Raw genomic sequence first — 17,435 nt, forward strand, 5'->3', positions numbered from 1 at the left:
TGCTTGCATCTTAAAGTGTTGCTTCCGTTTGCCGTGCTGGTCGATGAACCTCAGGTAAAAAGGTTGGTTGTCATGACGACCGGCGGGTCATATGGGATCTGGCCAAACCGGCTGGACTGTGTGGCTTGCCTCGAACCCGGCATTTTGACCTACGAGACCTCCAAAAATGAAGAAAAGTTTGTGGCTGTGGATGAAGGCATCGTGGTGAAAACAGGTGAGGAGGTTATCATCTCCGTTCATAATGCCATCAGTGATGGCGACCTGGGAACCCTGCATCAGGCTGTTGAAAAAGACTTCATGGCGAAAAGGCAAACTCAGAATGAATTGAACACGGCATTGGCTAAGCTGGAACGCAACTTCGTAAGAAATTTCAATGCCCTTAAAAACGAATCATGACCGTACGCAATAGCCCGGAGACCTCTGATTTTACCAAAAAAATTGCTTCGAAGGAGCAATTGAAAATGCGTGCCCGCAAGGAAGGCAAACGGAGCATCTGGATGAATGTCAGCTTGTTTGGTCTGGTAGGCTGGTCAGTGACTATACCTTCACTACTGGGAGCCTTGTTCGGTCATTGGCTTGACGGGAAAATGCATGATCAGGTATCCTGGACATTGACCTTCCTCTTCGCAGGGTTGGCACTTGGATGTTTCAATGCGGGCTACTGGATCAGGAAAGAAAATAATGCAATTCATAACGAATTAAATGACAAGGAAGATGCATGAACTCATCATTTATTCAGCCATCCTGCTCACCGGCGTTGCCGTGGGTTTGTTTTTCTACCAGGGGCTGTGGTGGACCACAAAAAAAGGGTTGACCGCCAAAAGGCCGGCACTCTGGTTTTTAGGCAGCAACATCATCCGCACCGGAACCGTGCTGACGGGCTTCTACCTCGTATCTGCCGGACAGTGGCAAAGGATGGTCATTTGCCTTTTGGGATTTGTACTGGCCCGGCTTATCCTCTTTTGGTTGCAGGCCGGTAAAGCCAATGATAAAATGAAAATGCAGACCGATGCACATCACTCCTGATAATACGATATTCTGGGAACACGGTTTCTTCAAACTCAATGCGACCATTGTCTGGACCTGGGTATTGATGATCGTACTGGTGGTCATCTCCAGGTTGGTCACAAGAAAATTGCGCACCGACGATCATCCGGGTCGCTGGCAGGTAGGGTTGGAAATCATTGTTTTGGGTATTCAGGATCAATTGAAAGAGATTGGCCTGAAGCATCCCAGGACATATATCGGATTTATTGGCTCCCTTTTCCTTTTTGTAGCCTTTGCGGCATTGTGTACCATATTCCCGTTTTATGAACCACCGACCAGCTCCCTGTCCACCACAGCTGCACTGGCCTTCTGTGTTTTCCTGGCCGTCCCCTATTTTGCCATTTCACAACGGGGTTGGCTGAATTACATTAAGACTTATCTAGAGCCGACGCCGGTCATGCTGCCTTTTAATATCATTTCCGAGCTGTCCCGTACCCTGGCGATGGCCATCCGGCTATTTGGCAATATGATGAGTGGTTCGATGATACTGGGAATACTTCTGGCCATCACTCCATTGTTCTTTCCGGTCATCATGAGTCTTCTGGGATTGCTGACCGGGATCGTCCAGGCATATATCATCAGCATTTTAGCCACCGTTTTCATCGCTGCCGCATTAAACAGCGGAGATGATGAACAACCTAAAAACATACAACATGGATAACACAACCTTAGTCGCATTGATCTCCATATCCGTTGCCGGTCTGACCACCGGCTTGGGATGTATCGGCCCGGCGCTTGCGGAGGGCCGTTCGGTAGCCAATGCCATGCAGTCACTGGCGCAGCAGCCAGACGCTGCCTCAACGATAACCAGAACCCTTTTTGTCGGATTAGCGATGATTGAATCCATTGCCATTTACTGTTTTGTGATCTCAATGATCCTCATCTTCGCCAATCCGTTCTGGAACCATTTCATTGCATCTTAAATAGATAAGCTATGTTGATAGATTGGTTCACGGTTGTCGCGCAATTGATCAATTTTCTGATCCTGATCTTTTTGCTTAAACGCTTCCTCTACCGGCCTATCCTCAAGGCGATCGATGCCCGGGAATTGCGGATTGCAAACGAATTGGATGAAGCAAAGAAAAAACAGGACCAGGCTGATCAGGAGCAACAGCAGTACCAACAACTGAACGATCAATTGCTGAAAAACAAGTCCGCACTCCTTACCCAGGCCCAGGATGAGGCAACCAAAGAAAAAGAACGCCTGATGCAGGAAGCAAGGGACACCTATCAGACTCTTCAGGACCGGTACAGGCAGTCCCTAAAAAACGAGGAGAAACAAATGACGGACACTTTAAAAAGGAAGGTGGAAACCGAGGTCATTGACACCCTGCGGAAGACTATGAAGGACCTGGCAGACGAGTCCCTGGAGGAAGGAATAACCAATGTGTTCATCCGGAAGCTCCTGATGCTGGCAAAATCTGATGTGGACACACTTAAATCTGCGGCTTCCGCCCAGGGTTCAGAAGTGGTGATACGGAGCACCTATGCACTTACTACCAGGAAGCAGCAGGAACTGAAAGATGCGGTATCCCAAAAACTAGAGAACCAAATTCCGCTTCGTTTTCAAACCGAACAGGAGGAAATACCTGGTATCGTGCTTTCGGTTGGCGGTTATAAACTGGCCTGGACCGTAGGCGATTACCTGCAGACATTACACGACCAGCTTGAGCAATCGGATCCCAAAGCAGATTCCAATGAACACAGGAAATCGAAGACCAATAAAAAACAGATCGATGTCGAACAGATCCATTGACCGGGTAGTTGATCAGACGCTGACTGATCTGAAAGGACTTCGTGAATCCTTCAACCCAGATCTGAAGCTGCAGGAGACGGGCTGGGTCCATACGGTGGGCAATGGGATAGCCAGCGTGAAAGGTCTGCCGGGAACGGGCTATGAAGAGCTGCTCAGGTTTCCCAAAGGGCTTTATGGGATCGCCTTTAATCTGGAGGAGGATGAAATCGGAGTAGTTCTGTTGGGGGACTATTGGCATCTGCGTGCCGGCGATTCGGTAGAACGTACCGGCCGGGTGATGGAGGCTCCGGTAGGCGACGAATTGCTGGGCAGGGTCATCGACCCGCTGGGCAATCCGCTCGATGATAAAGGCCCCGTCCATTTTACCAAGACAAGGCCCATCGAGGTCATTGCGCCATCCATCATGGACCGCGCCCCGGTCAATTACCCTCTCCAGACCGGCATCAAGGTCATTGACGCAGTCATTCCGATCGGACGGGGACAGCGTGAATTGATCCTCGGCGACCGCCAGACTGGCAAAACCGCCATTGCCATTGATACCATCCTCAATCAACGGGATCAGCAAGTCATTTGCATCTATTGCTCCATTGGACAGCGGGCATCATCGGTGGCCAAGGTCTATGCCAACCTGCAGGACCAGGGTGCCATGGATTATACCATCATCGTGGTATCGGAAGGCAATGCCCCTGCCGGACTCAATTACATCGCCCCCTATGCAGCCACCACCATGGCAGAATATTACATGAACCAGGGGCGGGATGTCCTGATCGTCTATGATGATCTCACCCAGCATGCACGTTCTTACCGCGAACTGTCCCTGTTACTCCGCCGGCCTCCCGGAAGGGAAGCATTCCCCGGTGACATTTTCTATCTGCACTCCAGGCTCCTCGAACGGGCAACCCATCTGCGGGATGAGCTGGGAGGAGGGTCGCTGACTGCTCTCCCCATCGTAGAAACGGAAGCTCAAAATATTGCAGCCTACATTCCGACCAACCTGATTTCCATCACCGACGGACAAATCTATCTCTCACCGGACCTGTTCGAACTGGGCATCCTGCCAGCCATTGACATTGGAAAATCCGTTTCACGGGTAGGTGATAAGGCACAGCTGCCGATCTACCAGGTGGTCACAGCCAGTCTAAAGTTAAACCACTCACAATTCGCAGAGCTGGAGAGTTTCGCACGCTTCGGCACTCGACTGGATGCCAGGACTCAAAAAATCCTGGAACATGGAAAACGGATCAGGGAGATCCTCAAGCAGACAAACCTTAAACCCATGCCGGTTCCTGAACAAGTTCTCATCCTGCTAGCACTGAAGCAAATGCTGCTGGATGATGTGCCACTGGAAAAAATCCAGGATGCGGAACACGCACTTTGTACACAAGCGCAACAATTGTCAAAATCCGAGCTGGAAGCATTACACGCCGGCAAGGCTCCCGATGAAACCATAGTACAGCATCTGATCCACCACTGTGAACTGGCACTTGCTGCTTTCAAACCCACAGGTTCATGAAGGCAACATTAGAAGGATTAGCGCATAAACTGGGCATGGCCCATGAGCTGCATGCCGTCGTACGCACCATGAAAGCACTGTCTGCTTCCAACCTGCAGCAGTACGAGCATGCCGTGAAGGCCATGAACACCTATACGCAGAATATCCGGAAAGGGATGATGGTCTGCCTCCAGTCCTTACCGATCTCAGCAATACAAAATGCTGGTCCGGGTAATACTAATGTAGCCATCGTCTTTGGATCAGGGCAGGGACTGGCCGGTCAGTTTAACGACATCATCTGTCGTGATACTGCTCAATTTCTAAGTACACTGCAGGGTGATAAAGAAGTGTGGACGGTAGGACCTTTTTTACCCTCCCGGTTACAGGATCTTGGCCTGGCTCCTGCCTGGCAATTTGAAGTCCCTCACGCCATTGAATCCATCACCTTTCTAATTCAGCAAATTCTGACTCAGGTAGAGAAAGTCATGGAGGCAAATCCGGGTACCACCTTTTATTTATTCAGCAATCAACCGGTAGAGGGAACCGCCTATCATCCTGTCCATACACGTTTTTTACCATTGGACCGCACCTGGCTGGAGAATATAAAAAGTGAAAACTGGCCAACCCGGCAGCGTCCGGAAGCCCTTCCGGATCCGCTTTCCATGATGCGCTCCCTGATCCGGGAATACCTGTTTGTAACGATATACCGGGCGAGTGCAGAATCACTGGCAAGTGAAAACATCAGCCGCCTGGCCGCGATGGAAAGGGCCGATAAAAATATCGATGAAATCCTGAACAGCCTTACTCAAGAATACCATCAACTGCGTCAAAACAGCATCGACGAAGAAATGTTTGATGTTATAGCGGGAGCACAATCCCTGCCGGATCGAAAAAAGAAATCACCCCCCGGATAGTTGTTGTAATTTCTCAAACAGTAATGCACTGACATCAATGCCATTAGAAGGATGAGGCACTGAATTGGTGGTTATGATCTGTTTCACGCCTTTATTCTGCAGCATTTCCCAGGCATGCCCGGCAAATAACCCATGGACCCCGATACAATACGGTGCAGACCAACCAGCCTTTAATACATGATCAATCGTTACCGCCAGGGTTTCACCCGTTGAAAAGATATCGTCCACGATTACGGGCACGAAATTTTTCGTCAGGTCAGAGGAAGGTTGTTCGATGACTACAGATTTATCACCAAGCCGCTCCTTATGGAGGATCATAAACCCGCATTTTGCCTTTTGTGCGATACGAGAAACCCATTGTTCGCTTTCTGCATCCGGTCCGATGAGGATGGGCCTGCTTATATTCTTTTGGATATAATCTGCTATCAATGCTTCCGCATGAAGGCTGTAGGCAGGAATAGAATACAGCTCAGAAAGATGATGGTGCCGGTGCAGGTGGGGATCAATGGTGATCAGTGCATCAAACCATTGGCTGATGAGCCGTGCAAAATAGTCCGAGGTTACAGCCTCACCCGGATGAAATGCTTTGTCCTGGCGCATGTAGGCCAGATAGGGAGCCAGCAACACGATGCTTGCTGCCCCTTTCTGCTTCAAGAGCCCCGCGAGAAAAAGCAGGGGTAATATGACCTGGTCGGGTTCGTGTAATGTACAAAGAACAACAACTTGCCGGCCTTCAACTTCATCCCGGATCTGAACCAGCCTTTCACCATCCGGAAATTGATGTAAATGCATGGTACCCGTTTCAATACCAGGATGGCTTGCTAGGAGGCTGCCCAATGCTTCATTACCCGGAAAAACATACATTAAATACATCTCATTCATTTGATCAGGACAATATCCCCTTGTGATTTAATGAATCCCTGAACGTATTCCAACTCGCCCTGAGACTCCACATGGATACGGTAGAGCAGGTCTCCTTTCTTAATTTTATCCCCGATCTTGACCGGGCATTCCAGGCCGGCTGTCTTTGCAAGTGGTGCTCCGGCCAATTTTGCCACTTTACTTAACAACCGGCAATTGATCGCGGTCACGACCCCAGCGTGGGTGGCCGTTACCTCAAACTGCATCTGTGAAGTTTGTGGCTCTTTAAATCCGCCCTGTGCATTGCAAATCGCCAGGAATTTCTGATAGGCCACACCCGAGTTCAGGAGTTGCTCTGCCATCGCGATACCATTGCCCTTGGATGCCTTTCCTCCCAGTTCCAGTAATGGCCCGGCTAATTGTAGAGCATGTTTCTTCAGATCCTGCGGTGCATCCGGGTCACAGCGTAAAACCCGCAGTACATCTTTTGCCTCCAGGGCGGGGCCTACCCCTACCCCAACCGGTTGTGTCCCGTCAGAAATGATCACTTCAATGTCAATCCCCAGCGCCATTCCAACCACAGAAAAGTAGTATTTCAGTTTGAGCGCATCCAGATGGGTTCTCACTTTCGCACTGGGGCCCACCGGGATATCGATCACCACCTGTTTACTGCCGGCAGCGGCTTTCTTTGAAAGTACGGAAGCCACCATTTGGCCTTCACTATCCAGATCCATTGCACGTTCCACCTTGATCAGCAGATCGTCTGCCGGGCTCAGCTGAATAGCCCCGCCCCATACGAAGCAGCCTCCTTCCTTCTCGACCACCGCACGGATCTCGGGCACGGTGAGGTCAACTCTGGTCATTACTTCCATGGTATCCGCCGTCCCAGCCGGTGAAGTGATGGCCCGGGATGACGTTTTGGGAATGGTTAGTCCTCCCGCTGCCACAATGGAGACGACGATTGGGGTCGTTCTGTTTCCGGGCAATCCACCTACACAATGCTTGTCAACCACACCATCCTTTCCCCAGTCCATACGCATTCCCGATTCGACCATGACTTCCGTAAGCCAGGTGATCTCTTCCAGATCCAGGCTGTCACCCGCACAGGCCGAAATAAAGGAAGCCAGATGAACCTTCGAATAGTTGCCGGCCAGGATGTCACGGATGATTTGCTGAAACGCTAGTCTGGTAAACCGCTTGCCGTAAAACTTGCCGCGAACAAAGCCAAATGACTCCACCGGAGGTATATGAGACAAGGTCAATGTATCCCCTTCCTGACAATCCAACGCAGCCCACGCACTTTCCGAAAGGCTGGCTTCACCGCGGTGCAGCATCCGGTTGTGGATGGTATTCAGGGTAGCAACGATGGCTTTGCCATCTTTGCGCACCGATACCCGGGTTTGGGACTCAAAACCCTCGGATCGTACTACCTGACAATCGTAACGGACATAGACATAGTACTCCTCCTGGGTGTCAATACCCAATCGCTTGATCGTCAAATGATTATTCCTTACCGTTTCCAAAATCAGCTGATTTGATACGTTTGATGCATATGGGCAACCTCACAATTCCATCCCAGTTCATGATGGATCTTCGTCCGTAAAGCGTCGGAGGAGTGCGGCTCACCGTGATTGATCAATACGTTTTTGGGCGCTTGTTTAAACTGACGCAACCAATCCAAAATATCCCGCTGGTCGGCGTGTCCGGACAGGTAATCCATTTTCTTTATGGCTGCCCGAACGGGATGGTAAGATCCAAAAAACTTCAATTCCTGCGCCCCATTTTCCAGCGTACGCCCCCGGGTACCTTCTGCCTGGTATCCTACCAGCAGGACGGTATTGCGCGGGTCCGACAGGCCTTTGTCCAGGTAATGCAGCACACGGCCACCCGTGATCATGCCGGAACCTGCCAGCACGATCTTGGGACGCGGGTCCGCCACGGCCTCTTTGGAAGCCTTGACATCCACGATCAGATCGGCGACATGATCCATGGCCTGGATTTGGGCATTGGATAGGGTGTGCCATTCACTGGACCTCAGCATCACTGCCGTGGCACTTACACCCATAGGGCTATCCAGATAAATGGGCACGTCCGGCAGTTGTTTTTCAACTTTCAATTCACTGAGCAGAAAAAGCAATTCCTGAGCCCGCTCTACTGCAAAGGTCGGAATGATCAGGTCTCCGTCCTTCTGATACGTTTCCCAGATGATTTTATGCAATGTTGCTTTCGCATCGCCATCCGTATGTTCACGATCTCCGTAGGTGGACTCCACCACCAGCGTATCGACCGCAGCTACCTTCTCCGGCGGAGGCAGCAACAATGGATGCTGGGTGCCCAGGTCGCCGGTAAACAGGATGGAATGCTCTCCCATTTGGATTTCAATCATGGCAGAACCCAGGATATGTCCGGCATTCCGGAACTGGAACCTGAACTGGTCATCAAGATTTTGCCACTGATGAAATTCATGCGGAACCATCAGGGGCAGGCAATGCATGACGTCCTCCAGATCATAAAGCGGACGCGCAGGGTGGTGAATGGTATAACCATAATGATTTGCCCGCTCCGCTTCTTCTTCCTGGATTTTAGCACTGTCTTTCAGAATGATCCCTACCAGGGCTTCGGTCGGCGTCGTGCAATGGATAGGCCCCTTAAATCCCTCCCTCACCAATACCGGCAAATAGCCACAGTGGTCCAGATGCGCATGGGTCAATAATACGGCATTAAGCTGATCCACCGGGATACCAGAAGGCTCCCAGTTTTTGAGACGCAGACGTTTAAGGCCCTGAAACATACCGCAATCCACCAAAATATTCCAGTTTTGGTATTGCAGCAAAGACTTTGATCCGGTAACTGCATCCGCACCTCCGAAAAATGTTAATTGCGCTCCCATAACTCCGGTTTTAAGGTATAAACCAGATTCTACGACTTATTACGGGATGTTAAAATGATATGAATCATATCCCTATGAAATAGGAGCGGTCGTTTTACAGCAGGGCAAATAAATAAGCAATCACCTAGCTATGTTGAGCCTCAGCTCGCATCATAAACCGGTTCAATACGGAATACTTTGCCTTCATCAACGGTAAAATAGATGAAGCCATCCGGGGCCTGTTTAACCTCCCTTACCCGGCCGACATTAGGAAACAGTTCTTCCTGAGCGCCCACTGTATGTCCATTTAGTTCCACGCGTTTCAAATAGCGAAAGCGCAGAGATCCGACGAGTGCATTGCCATTCCACTGCGGGTATTTGGCACTGGTGACAAAGGCCAGTCCGCTGGGAGCGATGCTGGGCCTCCAGAAAAGGATGGGCTGCTCCATTCCGGCCATGACGGTATCCGGGGAGATAACCGTGCTGTCGTAATTGATGCCGTAGGTTATTTTAGGCCAACCGTAATTCTTCCCTTTTTCAATCACATTCATTTCATCCCCACCCATGGGACCGTGTTCATTCTCCCACAACTCTCCGGTGACCGGGTGGAATAGCAGGCCTTGTTCATTGCGGTGGCCATAGGACCAGATGGATCCCTGTGCTCCGGGAGTATTGACGAATGGGTTATCATCGGGTATTCTGCCATCGTCATGCAACCGGTGGATCTTGCCGCTGTGGTTTTCCAGTGTTTGGGCGTTGTCCCAGTTGCCGCGTTCACCCACCGAGAAAAAGAGATAGCCATCCTTGTCAAATTCTATTCTCGATCCGAAGTGATGGCTGGTGGTTGCATGCGGCAATGCCCAAAACAATTCTTCGACCTGGACCAGCTGATCGTTATTGATTTTGGCCCTGGCGATACAGGTATTACTGGAATCGCCGGTCATATCAGCCTTTGAATAAGAAAAATACAACCAGCCGTTATGGGCATAATCAGGGTGCAGCTGCAGGTCAAGTAATCCTCCCTGCCCTTTCGCCCGCACTTCAGGCACACCACCGATCTCGTGAATCGAGGTGCCATCGTAACGCAGTAGCTTGCCATTGCGATCTGCCACCAGCATGTCGCCGTTTGGTAACCATTCCAGGGCCCAGGGCACGCCTTCAAATTCTAGTACCGTATCCAGGGAAAACGAAACGGGAGTTCTTGTCTCTTCCGCCATTCCGGAGTCATTTGAACAGTGGAACATCGTAATGGAAACGAAAAGAAGAGTAACTAATAGTTGCTGGTAATTGCGGTTCATTCTTTGTTTTTAATTGATCCGTAAAGATAGTCCGGTCTCCTAATTTTCCATGAAATGGAGCTACATATTCGGTACAGAAATCCAGCTAAATCAGGTATTGAGCCAGCTTGATGGTGATGGATTATACGAATAGGCATGGAAGTCGTATTTTATACCAATGAATCCACCCGAATCATTCCAATCACTGCATGAGGAAGCCGAGTGGCTGGTCCTGCGGTATTTCCCAAGGCTGGGCCCCGAACTGGTTTCATTATTCCTTAAGGAAGGCAAGCTTCTCACCGTCGAACCACAGAGTACGCTCATACGTGAAGGTCAGTACATTAAGGTTATCCCGGTGGTGCTCAGAGGTCTGGTCAAGGTGTCCATAACTTCCGATGTCAAAGAATTTTTGCTCTATTACATTGAAGCAAAGGAAAGCTGCATCATGTCCTTTGCCGCCGGCTTGCACAATGATCCGTCGCGTGTTACGGCTGTAGCTGAAGAAGAAAGCCTGTTGCTTCTGTTGCCTACCGAACAGGTAAAGCAATGGACGGAGACCTATCCGGCATTCAACAAACTGTTTATGGAACTTTTCGACCAGCGCTATCAGGACCTGCTGCAGAATATTCAGCTGGTGTTATTCCATAACCTTGATGACCGGCTGTTGCATTATCTCCAGGAGCGGGGACAGCATACCCACCGGGCGGTTATTGATTTGTCCCACCGGAGAATTGCCCAGGATATGGGTACGGCAAGGGAGGTGATCACGCGCACACTCCAGCGATTGGAAATGGAAGGTAAGATCCGCCAGAAGAACGACGGTATTGAATTGATTTGATGCGGTTTGAGGTTCGCTATCCGTCTATTGCTTTTACGCTCTTGTGCCAACCCTGTCACCCTGAATCCCTGATACCCTGACACCTGGATACTCCTTCCAGTGACTAAAGTCACCGCTTAGCGCAAAACACCCTTTTTATCTTTGAAATATGGATCTGAAAACAATGAAAACCGGCCCCAAATTGATCTTGATTTGCATCTTGTGCATCAGCATTGTCAGCATCCTGGTTTGGATCATTAGTTTATTTAAAGCATAAAAAATCAATGGATATGAAAAAGAATATGGGTAGTACGGATCGAATTATCCGCGTTATTGTAGCCATCGCATTTGGATTACTGTATTTCACACACACGGTTACCGGCACCTTTGGAGTTGTACTCCTGGTCCTGGGAATCGTTTTCCTGCTGACCAGCATCGTCAGTTTTTGCCCTCTGTATTTTCCATTTGGATTGAGCACCTGTCCCAATAAAAAAGCCTGAATCCTGAATATCAAAACAGACCCGGACTGAGCCTGAAAGCCCTGGTCCGGGTTTGATTTTTCAGGAATAGATCCGGATAATCTCTCCGGTTCGTGCTCCTTCCAGGCTTTTTAGATACCCATACAGTACTTTGTTCATTGGCACTGGATAATGACCTGGGAAAAATGGTCCGTAATTCCCCAAAGAAGGCTCTACCAATCCCGGACAAACCGCATTAATACGGATTCCTGCCGGCATTTCCATCGCTGCAGCCTGAACGAACGCATGCAATGCACCATTAACCATGCTCAGGCCAACTCCATGCCGAATGGGATCATCGGCCAGGATGCCCGTGGTCAGGGTAAACGAACCGCCCGGATTCAGGTATTTACTGCCGATCATCACCGCATTAATTTGACCCATCATTTTACTGCGGATGCCAAGATAGAAGTCTTCCTCCTTCATAGTGGTAAAATCTCCAAAATAGGCATTCCCGGCGGTGACAATCACGGCATCAACCGGACCGACTTCTTCATACATCCTGGTGATGGAATCCGTCGAAGTTATATCGACCTGTACCGGGCTTTTGCTTTTGCTGGCGGCAATGATTTCATGCCGGTCCTTCAGCTGATCGGCCAGATAAGACCCTATCGTGCCGGTGGCTCCGATAAGCAATACACGTTTACGCTCCATAGTTAGTCTTTTTCTTCACCCAAGATTTTATATCTAAACCGCTCGGTAACTGCTGGTACATGAGCGGAATCCATGGCTTCCTGGAGCTTTTTTAGGATGTCCGGGTGATCCCTGCTGACATCGTTTAGCTCCATCGGGTCTGCCTGGAGATCATAAAGTGCAATGTGCAGGCTATCCTGAAACAAATGGTCCCTGATGCCCTTCCATTGCCCCATTCTAACCGCTTGCTGACCGGTATACTCTGCCAGCTCCCAATAAAGATACGGGTGAAATTCCTGCCGGTCATTTTCACCCAAAAGGGTTGGCAAAAAACTGATCCCATCGGTATGCGTTGCCGCCGGAACCCCGGCCAGATCGCATAAGGTTGGTAATACGTCGTAAAATGCAGATGGCAAATCCGAGGATGTTCCAGCTGCAATATGTCCCGGCCACCGGGCAATCATAGGAACCCGGATACCACCTTCGTGCGTAAATCCTTTTCCATAACCATAATCGGTGGCAAAAGGATGGGCGCTGTCAAAATACCGGGTATCTGCCCCACCGGTATACGTCGGGCCATTGTCGCTGGAAAAGATGACGATGGTATTATCGTCCAAGCCCTGGATCTTCAACTCTTTAAGCAGTTCTCCGACCTGTTCGTCCAAATAGCTGATCATTGCTGCATAGGTGGCATGTGGATACCTATTGGGGAAATATCCGTTCCGCCCGGTATAAGGCTTTTCATCGCCAAATTTTTCAATGTAGTGGCGAACCCATTGCTCAGGCGCCTGCAGGGGTAAATGTGGCAGTGGCGATGCATAATACAGAAAGAATGGCTCCGCCTTGTGACTACGGATAAAATGGATTGCTTCTTCATTCATCCTGGTAGGCGCAAAATCGGTCTGTTGATAAAGCGCATAACTGGCGGGATCCAGGGTATCCGCACCGGGCTCCAGCTTTGTCCCGGGAGGAACTACCGGATTGTGCAGCCATTCCTTCACGGTATCCTTCCACAGGAATGGCGGATACAGGTTATGAGCCTGACGCTGGCAATTGTACCCGTAAAAGAAATCAAAACCCTGTTTATTGGGTATGCCATCGGTCAACGGCGCTCCCAGGCCCCATTTCCCGACCATCCCTGTGGCATATCCGGCCGTTTTTAACAACTCGGGAATCAATATCGAATCGGGTGAGAGAGGTCGCTGCCCCTCCAGATTGGGGTCCTTCACGGCTTTGGCATAATCCCAGACCTCCCCTCGTTCCCGCCATTCATCGTTACCGCGGATAAAGGCATGTCCGGCATGTTGACCGGTAAGTAAAACACATCTGGATGGTGCGCATACCGGAGCTCCCGCATAGTGACTGGTAAATAACATACCTTCCCGAGCCATCTGATCCAAATTAGGTGTCTCGATCAATTTTTGACCATAACACCCCAACTCACCATAACCCAGGTCGTCGGCAAGAATGTAAATGATATTGGGTAATTTTTCTTCCGGTGATTTTTGACACCCGGTAAAAACTGCCAGTGTTATGATCAACCCTGCTATGCGTAACTTCATCATCCAGCTAATGGTTTTTTCTTTATGCAGGCTGACAAGATAATAAACTACGTGAGCCTTTAAGCCTTAAAACCAGATTGTTGAAATCAGGAACGCATGGCTTCTTTGACCAATGGAAGGATTTTCTTCCAGGCATCACTCCAAGGGACTATGATCTCAAAATGTCCCGAATCCGGAATAATGATCAATTCTGATTCCTGATTTTTTGCCTTTGACTTTTCGTTATACTGCAACCCGATGAAGGGTGGCACTGCCGCATCAAATACCCCGTTGATGAGGTATTGTTTGCCGTCAAATGGAAGCAGGTGATCCGGTGAGGTATCTTCCAGTGCAGCTTCTTTGCCCCGATTGGACCAGTCAATTAATTCTTCCACCGTATTATCCCCACATGCCGGCGCACCAAAATGGGAGAAGTAAGCCAGGTCTCCAATGCCCGCCAGACTGATGACATTTTTCACCGGCAAAGGATCCTTCCTATAGAGGGGACTGGAGGCAGGTATGTTCTTACGCATGGCCAGCCATAATGCCAGGTGGCCTCCGGCGGAATGCCCCATGGTTACGATCCGGTTCAGGTCAAGCCGGTGTTTTCCGGCAATGGTTTGCAAGTAATCCATCCCACGGGCAACATCCAGAAATGTCCCCGGATAACCACTGCCCGGATAACCTATACGGCGGTATTCCAGATTCCAGACGGCGTAGCCCCGTGACCTCAGGTCATCGGCGATGTAATAAACCAGCTCGGCACCAGGATACTGATCCAGCCAGCACCCACCATGGATCAGGACGATCACCGGATGGCTGGCACCATGCTCAGGCAACCATAGTTCTCCATACTGGAGGCTGTCATCGCTGGCATATGAATAGACAAAATTGGGTTGAGGGCGGTCGTTTTCCAGACGCTTTAAAATGTCCCGCCAGGACAGCCCCTGAGCATCCAGCGTTGATTGTAACAATGGGATCATAACCATGGTTAAGCAAATTATCCGGAATCCAGCCATTGCCTGTTAATCTGATTCAGGCACAATTTACAAAAGGTACCGTCACTTATGAAGGACCGAACTACTGGTCAGGGTTTATTGTCAAAGAAGACTTTTGAGATTCGTCTGGCGCGGCATTTGAAAGGGCAGATCCCGATCCAATTATCCTCATGAAGGGAGGGTCCGGGATTGGGACCTGCCATTAGGTGGTTTCCTCTTCCACCCATCTGGATTAACCAGGGTAAAGTTCTAGAACCTCCATCGAACTGCCAGGATCAGATTGCGTCCTGCTGCACTGATCCCTGAGGAATACGGCCGGTACCGCTTATCCAGTATGTTTTCGAGTCCGGCTTGAAGTACGATCCGGTGAGCGAAGGAATAACTGGCCTTCAGGTTCAGCGTCATCCACCCTGGTGAGTAAGGGTTGCCATCCACGTCGGGTGCATAGAGGTAATCTTTATCCTGCTCAGAAGGTGCCAGGTCCGCATTAGACACCTCACTGTTGAACTCCGTGTACAATTCAGCCCGAAACTGCTTCCGTTCAAAGCGCAGACGCGCCACCCCGAAAAGGGGTGCCGCATGCCGCAAAGGAGCCGTGGATCCGTCATCCAGCTCCTCCTCTCCCTTCTGGTAGTTTACATGACCCAGCAGGGACCATCCGGGTGCCAGGTCTGCTTCAGCGCCAACCTGAATACCAAAGACGGTGGCTTGAGCGGCATTCTGAATGGTCTGGACCTGACTCAGCTCTCCATCATACAGGATGCTGTCCTGACCATTGAACCGGCTGGCGCGGCGTACCATGGCCCCATTCAGGTAGTTGTAATATGCAGTCAGATCCACTTTAAGGAAAGATCCCAAGACAGCTGCCGTTCCAACATCCACGCTGTACAGGTACTCACTCTTCAGGGACGGATTGGGCAAGACTACTGATCCGGGTTCGGAATCAAATACCTTACCGACATCATCTATATTAGGCGCCCGGAATCCGGTTGACAAATTGGAAAAAAGTTGCCAGGTTGGGGTCGGGTTAAACACCACGCCGATACTTCCTGTCAAAGCCCCAGACTGGTTGTGGATATCGGTCACCGGGAACGGATAAAAGCGCGTGTCCAGCATACCTTCAATGCCGTAATCGGAATATCGCAGCCCAGACCGGAGTACCCAGCTCTCCTGCATCTGATACCGGTGAGTCGCATAAAATCCCAAAGATCGCCAGGTAGACCCATCCGGATAGCGGGAAGGACCGGCCTCTTCGGTTTTGTTCAGCACATTCACTTCGCTTCCCAGGCTGGTCACTCCATTCCAGATCCATTCCGCACCATATTGCAGCTGATGCCGTTTTCCAATTGCCTTCGTTGCATCGGCATTAAATGACCAGGCATCCACTTTTTCTTCACGTACATGCCGGATCGGGTCATTGAGGTCACGGTCTTTACGGCTCTCGGCAAAATATTGATAGGCGACACTGAGCTGCAGGTCATCCAACAGAGCATGATCACCCGCATAACGGGCACTGAGATGGTGCATCATCCAGGTCTGAGGGCCATAACTCCATTCTCCGGAGCGCAGGGTGCCACGGCGGTAGCGGATCAGCCGGTCGTAACGACTGTAATCCGACGTCGTCGCATAATGGCCTCCATACTCAAAATCCCAGGAAGCTGACGGCTTGAACCGTATTTTCTGCATCAACTGGATCTGGGAGAACCCGGAAGGAGTCTGTACCAATGGATCGGAGTTCGGCACAACCACATCTTCCTGCCCCTGACGAACGACATATTCCGGTCTCAGATATGCGTCCGGTCCATGACTGCCTTGTCGCAAGTCATCGTAATCATTCCAGGTTGCGCTGGTTACCATACCCCATTTCTTTCCGCCGATCATCAGGTCGGCATGACCTGTTTTTTCGGTATTTGCCGATGAATACCGCACATCAGCATTGCCGGCGATCAGAGGCTTATCACCTGCCGACAACTCGGGCTTCAATGTATAGAAACTCATCACGCCACCTATGGCATCACTGCCAAACAAGACTGAACTCGGTCCGAAACTCACTTCTGCGCCCTGCAGGGCAAAGGGGTCAATATTGATCACATTCTGCAGGTTGCCACTCCGGAATATGGCATTGTTCATCCTTACTCCATCGACACTCAGCACCACCCGGTTGGTTGCAAAACCACGGATCATCGGGCTACCACCACCCAATTGGCTTTTTTGCATAAATACGTCGCCGGACTGGGCCAGTAAATCGGCCGCCGTCTGTGGATTCCCGAATTGAATATCACGGGCAGGGATGGTGGTGATCTTGGTGGGTATCTCCCTTTTCTTCTGCTGCCAACGGCTGACGGATACCACCACTTCGTCCAGCAGCAACCGGTTCTCGTGGAGATAAACCACAAAACCCATTGAATCCAGATGACGGAGATCCAGCGTTTGTTGGTCGAAGCCGACCATTTGAACCAGGATGCTGTCCGATGATATAAAACCGGACAAATCTGCCTGCCCCTGGATATTGGTTTCCACCGTAGTGCCGGATTGGGATCCGTGGATAATCACGCCGGCGATGGGTTCCTGATTGGATTCATCGCGAACTTCGATGGTCTGCGCCCACATTGCCGGAACCATACTGTACATCAGCATGGTTATATACCATTTCTTCATTGAATTGAAAATTAAGATGTTGAACTAAAAATTTGATTTTCTCCTGGCATTGCC

At 50.2% G+C, this 17,435-nt stretch carries 18 protein-coding genes; 10 read left to right on the forward strand and 8 right to left on the reverse strand.

All coding sequences use genetic code 11. The annotated features are described in order from the left end of the window. Positions 1–3 precede the first annotated feature (3 nt). The 8 genes from H6570_11950 to H6570_11985 are packed head-to-tail and all read left to right on the forward strand — an operon-like array spanning position 4 to position 5,209. On the forward strand, positions 4–396 hold the full coding sequence (locus H6570_11950; protein MCB9319991.1) for a F0F1 ATP synthase subunit epsilon: 393 nt from the start codon (positions 4–6) through the stop codon (positions 394–396). Then, a complete protein-coding gene (locus H6570_11955; protein ID MCB9319992.1) occupies positions 393–722 on the forward strand; it encodes an AtpZ/AtpI family protein in 330 nt (109 codons plus the stop codon). The genes H6570_11950 and H6570_11955 overlap by 4 nt, the downstream gene beginning before the upstream one ends. Beyond that, the gene (locus tag H6570_11960) at positions 715–1,026 is read left to right on the forward strand and encodes a hypothetical protein (GenBank protein ID MCB9319993.1); all 312 of its coding nucleotides are present in this window, start codon (positions 715–717) and stop codon (positions 1,024–1,026) included. The genes H6570_11955 and H6570_11960 overlap by 8 nt, the downstream gene beginning before the upstream one ends. After that, positions 1,010–1,708, forward strand: coding sequence for a F0F1 ATP synthase subunit A (locus tag H6570_11965; GenBank protein ID MCB9319994.1), 699 nt, complete (start codon positions 1,010–1,012; stop codon positions 1,706–1,708). Before H6570_11960 ends, H6570_11965 begins: the two co-directional genes overlap by 17 nt. After that, entirely contained in the window at positions 1,701–1,970 is a 270-nt protein-coding gene (locus H6570_11970) for a F0F1 ATP synthase subunit C (GenBank protein ID MCB9319995.1), read from the forward strand. Before H6570_11965 ends, H6570_11970 begins: the two co-directional genes overlap by 8 nt. A gap of 11 nt (positions 1,971–1,981) precedes the next feature. Beyond that, positions 1,982–2,803 carry a F0F1 ATP synthase subunit B gene (locus H6570_11975; GenBank protein MCB9319996.1) on the forward strand — a complete coding sequence of 274 codons (822 nt, stop codon included), beginning with the start codon at positions 1,982–1,984 and terminating at the stop codon, positions 2,801–2,803. Continuing rightward, a complete protein-coding gene (locus H6570_11980; protein ID MCB9319997.1) occupies positions 2,784–4,316 on the forward strand; it encodes an alternate F1F0 ATPase, F1 subunit alpha in 1,533 nt (510 codons plus the stop codon). The genes H6570_11975 and H6570_11980 overlap by 20 nt, the downstream gene beginning before the upstream one ends. Then, positions 4,313–5,209: a F0F1 ATP synthase subunit gamma gene (locus tag H6570_11985; GenBank protein ID MCB9319998.1), complete on the forward strand. Its 897-nt coding sequence runs from the start codon at positions 4,313–4,315 to the stop codon at positions 5,207–5,209. The genes H6570_11980 and H6570_11985 overlap by 4 nt, the downstream gene beginning before the upstream one ends. Here H6570_11985 and H6570_11990 read toward each other — a convergent pair. From H6570_11990 to H6570_12005, 4 genes are all read right to left on the reverse strand, one after another. Continuing rightward, positions 5,195–6,082, reverse strand: a complete 888-nt coding sequence (locus H6570_11990; GenBank protein ID MCB9319999.1) for a ribose-phosphate diphosphokinase — start codon at positions 6,080–6,082, stop codon at positions 5,195–5,197. The genes H6570_11985 and H6570_11990 overlap by 15 nt on opposite strands. A 5-nt stretch (positions 6,083–6,087) precedes the next feature. Continuing rightward, a complete protein-coding gene (locus H6570_11995) occupies positions 6,088–7,593 on the reverse strand; it encodes a thymidine phosphorylase family protein (protein MCB9320000.1) in 1,506 nt (501 codons plus the stop codon). A gap of 2 nt (positions 7,594–7,595) precedes the next feature. Continuing rightward, positions 7,596–8,960 carry an MBL fold metallo-hydrolase gene (locus H6570_12000; GenBank protein ID MCB9320001.1) on the reverse strand — a complete coding sequence of 455 codons (1,365 nt, stop codon included), beginning with the start codon at positions 8,958–8,960 and terminating at the stop codon, positions 7,596–7,598. 140 nt (positions 8,961–9,100) lie between these two features. Further along, positions 9,101–10,237, reverse strand: a complete 1,137-nt coding sequence (locus tag H6570_12005) for a PQQ-dependent sugar dehydrogenase (GenBank protein ID MCB9320002.1) — start codon at positions 10,235–10,237, stop codon at positions 9,101–9,103. A 157-nt stretch (positions 10,238–10,394) separates the two neighbouring features. On the opposite strand from H6570_12005, the gene H6570_12010 reads away from it, so the two are divergent. Then, a complete protein-coding gene (locus tag H6570_12010; GenBank protein ID MCB9320003.1) occupies positions 10,395–11,054 on the forward strand; it encodes a Crp/Fnr family transcriptional regulator in 660 nt (219 codons plus the stop codon). Between the two features lie 269 nt (positions 11,055–11,323). Then, positions 11,324–11,533: a DUF2892 domain-containing protein gene (locus H6570_12015; GenBank protein MCB9320004.1), complete on the forward strand. Its 210-nt coding sequence runs from the start codon at positions 11,324–11,326 to the stop codon at positions 11,531–11,533. 60 nt (positions 11,534–11,593) lie between these two features. On the opposite strand, the gene H6570_12020 is transcribed toward H6570_12015, so the two are convergent. The 4 genes from H6570_12020 to H6570_12035 all read right to left on the reverse strand — a co-directional run bounded on the left by H6570_12020 (position 11,594) and on the right by H6570_12035 (position 17,381). Beyond that, positions 11,594–12,205, reverse strand: a complete 612-nt coding sequence (locus tag H6570_12020) for a short chain dehydrogenase (protein MCB9320005.1) — start codon at positions 12,203–12,205, stop codon at positions 11,594–11,596. Positions 12,206–12,207: 2 nt separating this feature from the next. Beyond that, positions 12,208–13,746 (reverse strand): arylsulfatase, encoded by a 1,539-nt coding sequence (locus H6570_12025; GenBank protein MCB9320006.1) that lies wholly within the window; start codon positions 13,744–13,746, stop codon positions 12,208–12,210. A gap of 86 nt (positions 13,747–13,832) precedes the next feature. Further along, positions 13,833–14,708, reverse strand: coding sequence for an alpha/beta hydrolase (locus tag H6570_12030; protein ID MCB9320007.1), 876 nt, complete (start codon positions 14,706–14,708; stop codon positions 13,833–13,835). Between the two features lie 264 nt (positions 14,709–14,972). Next, positions 14,973–17,381, reverse strand: a complete 2,409-nt coding sequence (locus tag H6570_12035; protein MCB9320008.1) for a TonB-dependent receptor — start codon at positions 17,379–17,381, stop codon at positions 14,973–14,975. Between the last annotated feature and the right edge of the window lie 54 nt (positions 17,382–17,435).

This window comes from Lewinellaceae bacterium, from assembly GCA_020636135.1.
In the GTDB taxonomy this organism is placed as follows: domain Bacteria; phylum Bacteroidota; class Bacteroidia; order Chitinophagales; family Saprospiraceae; genus JAGQXC01.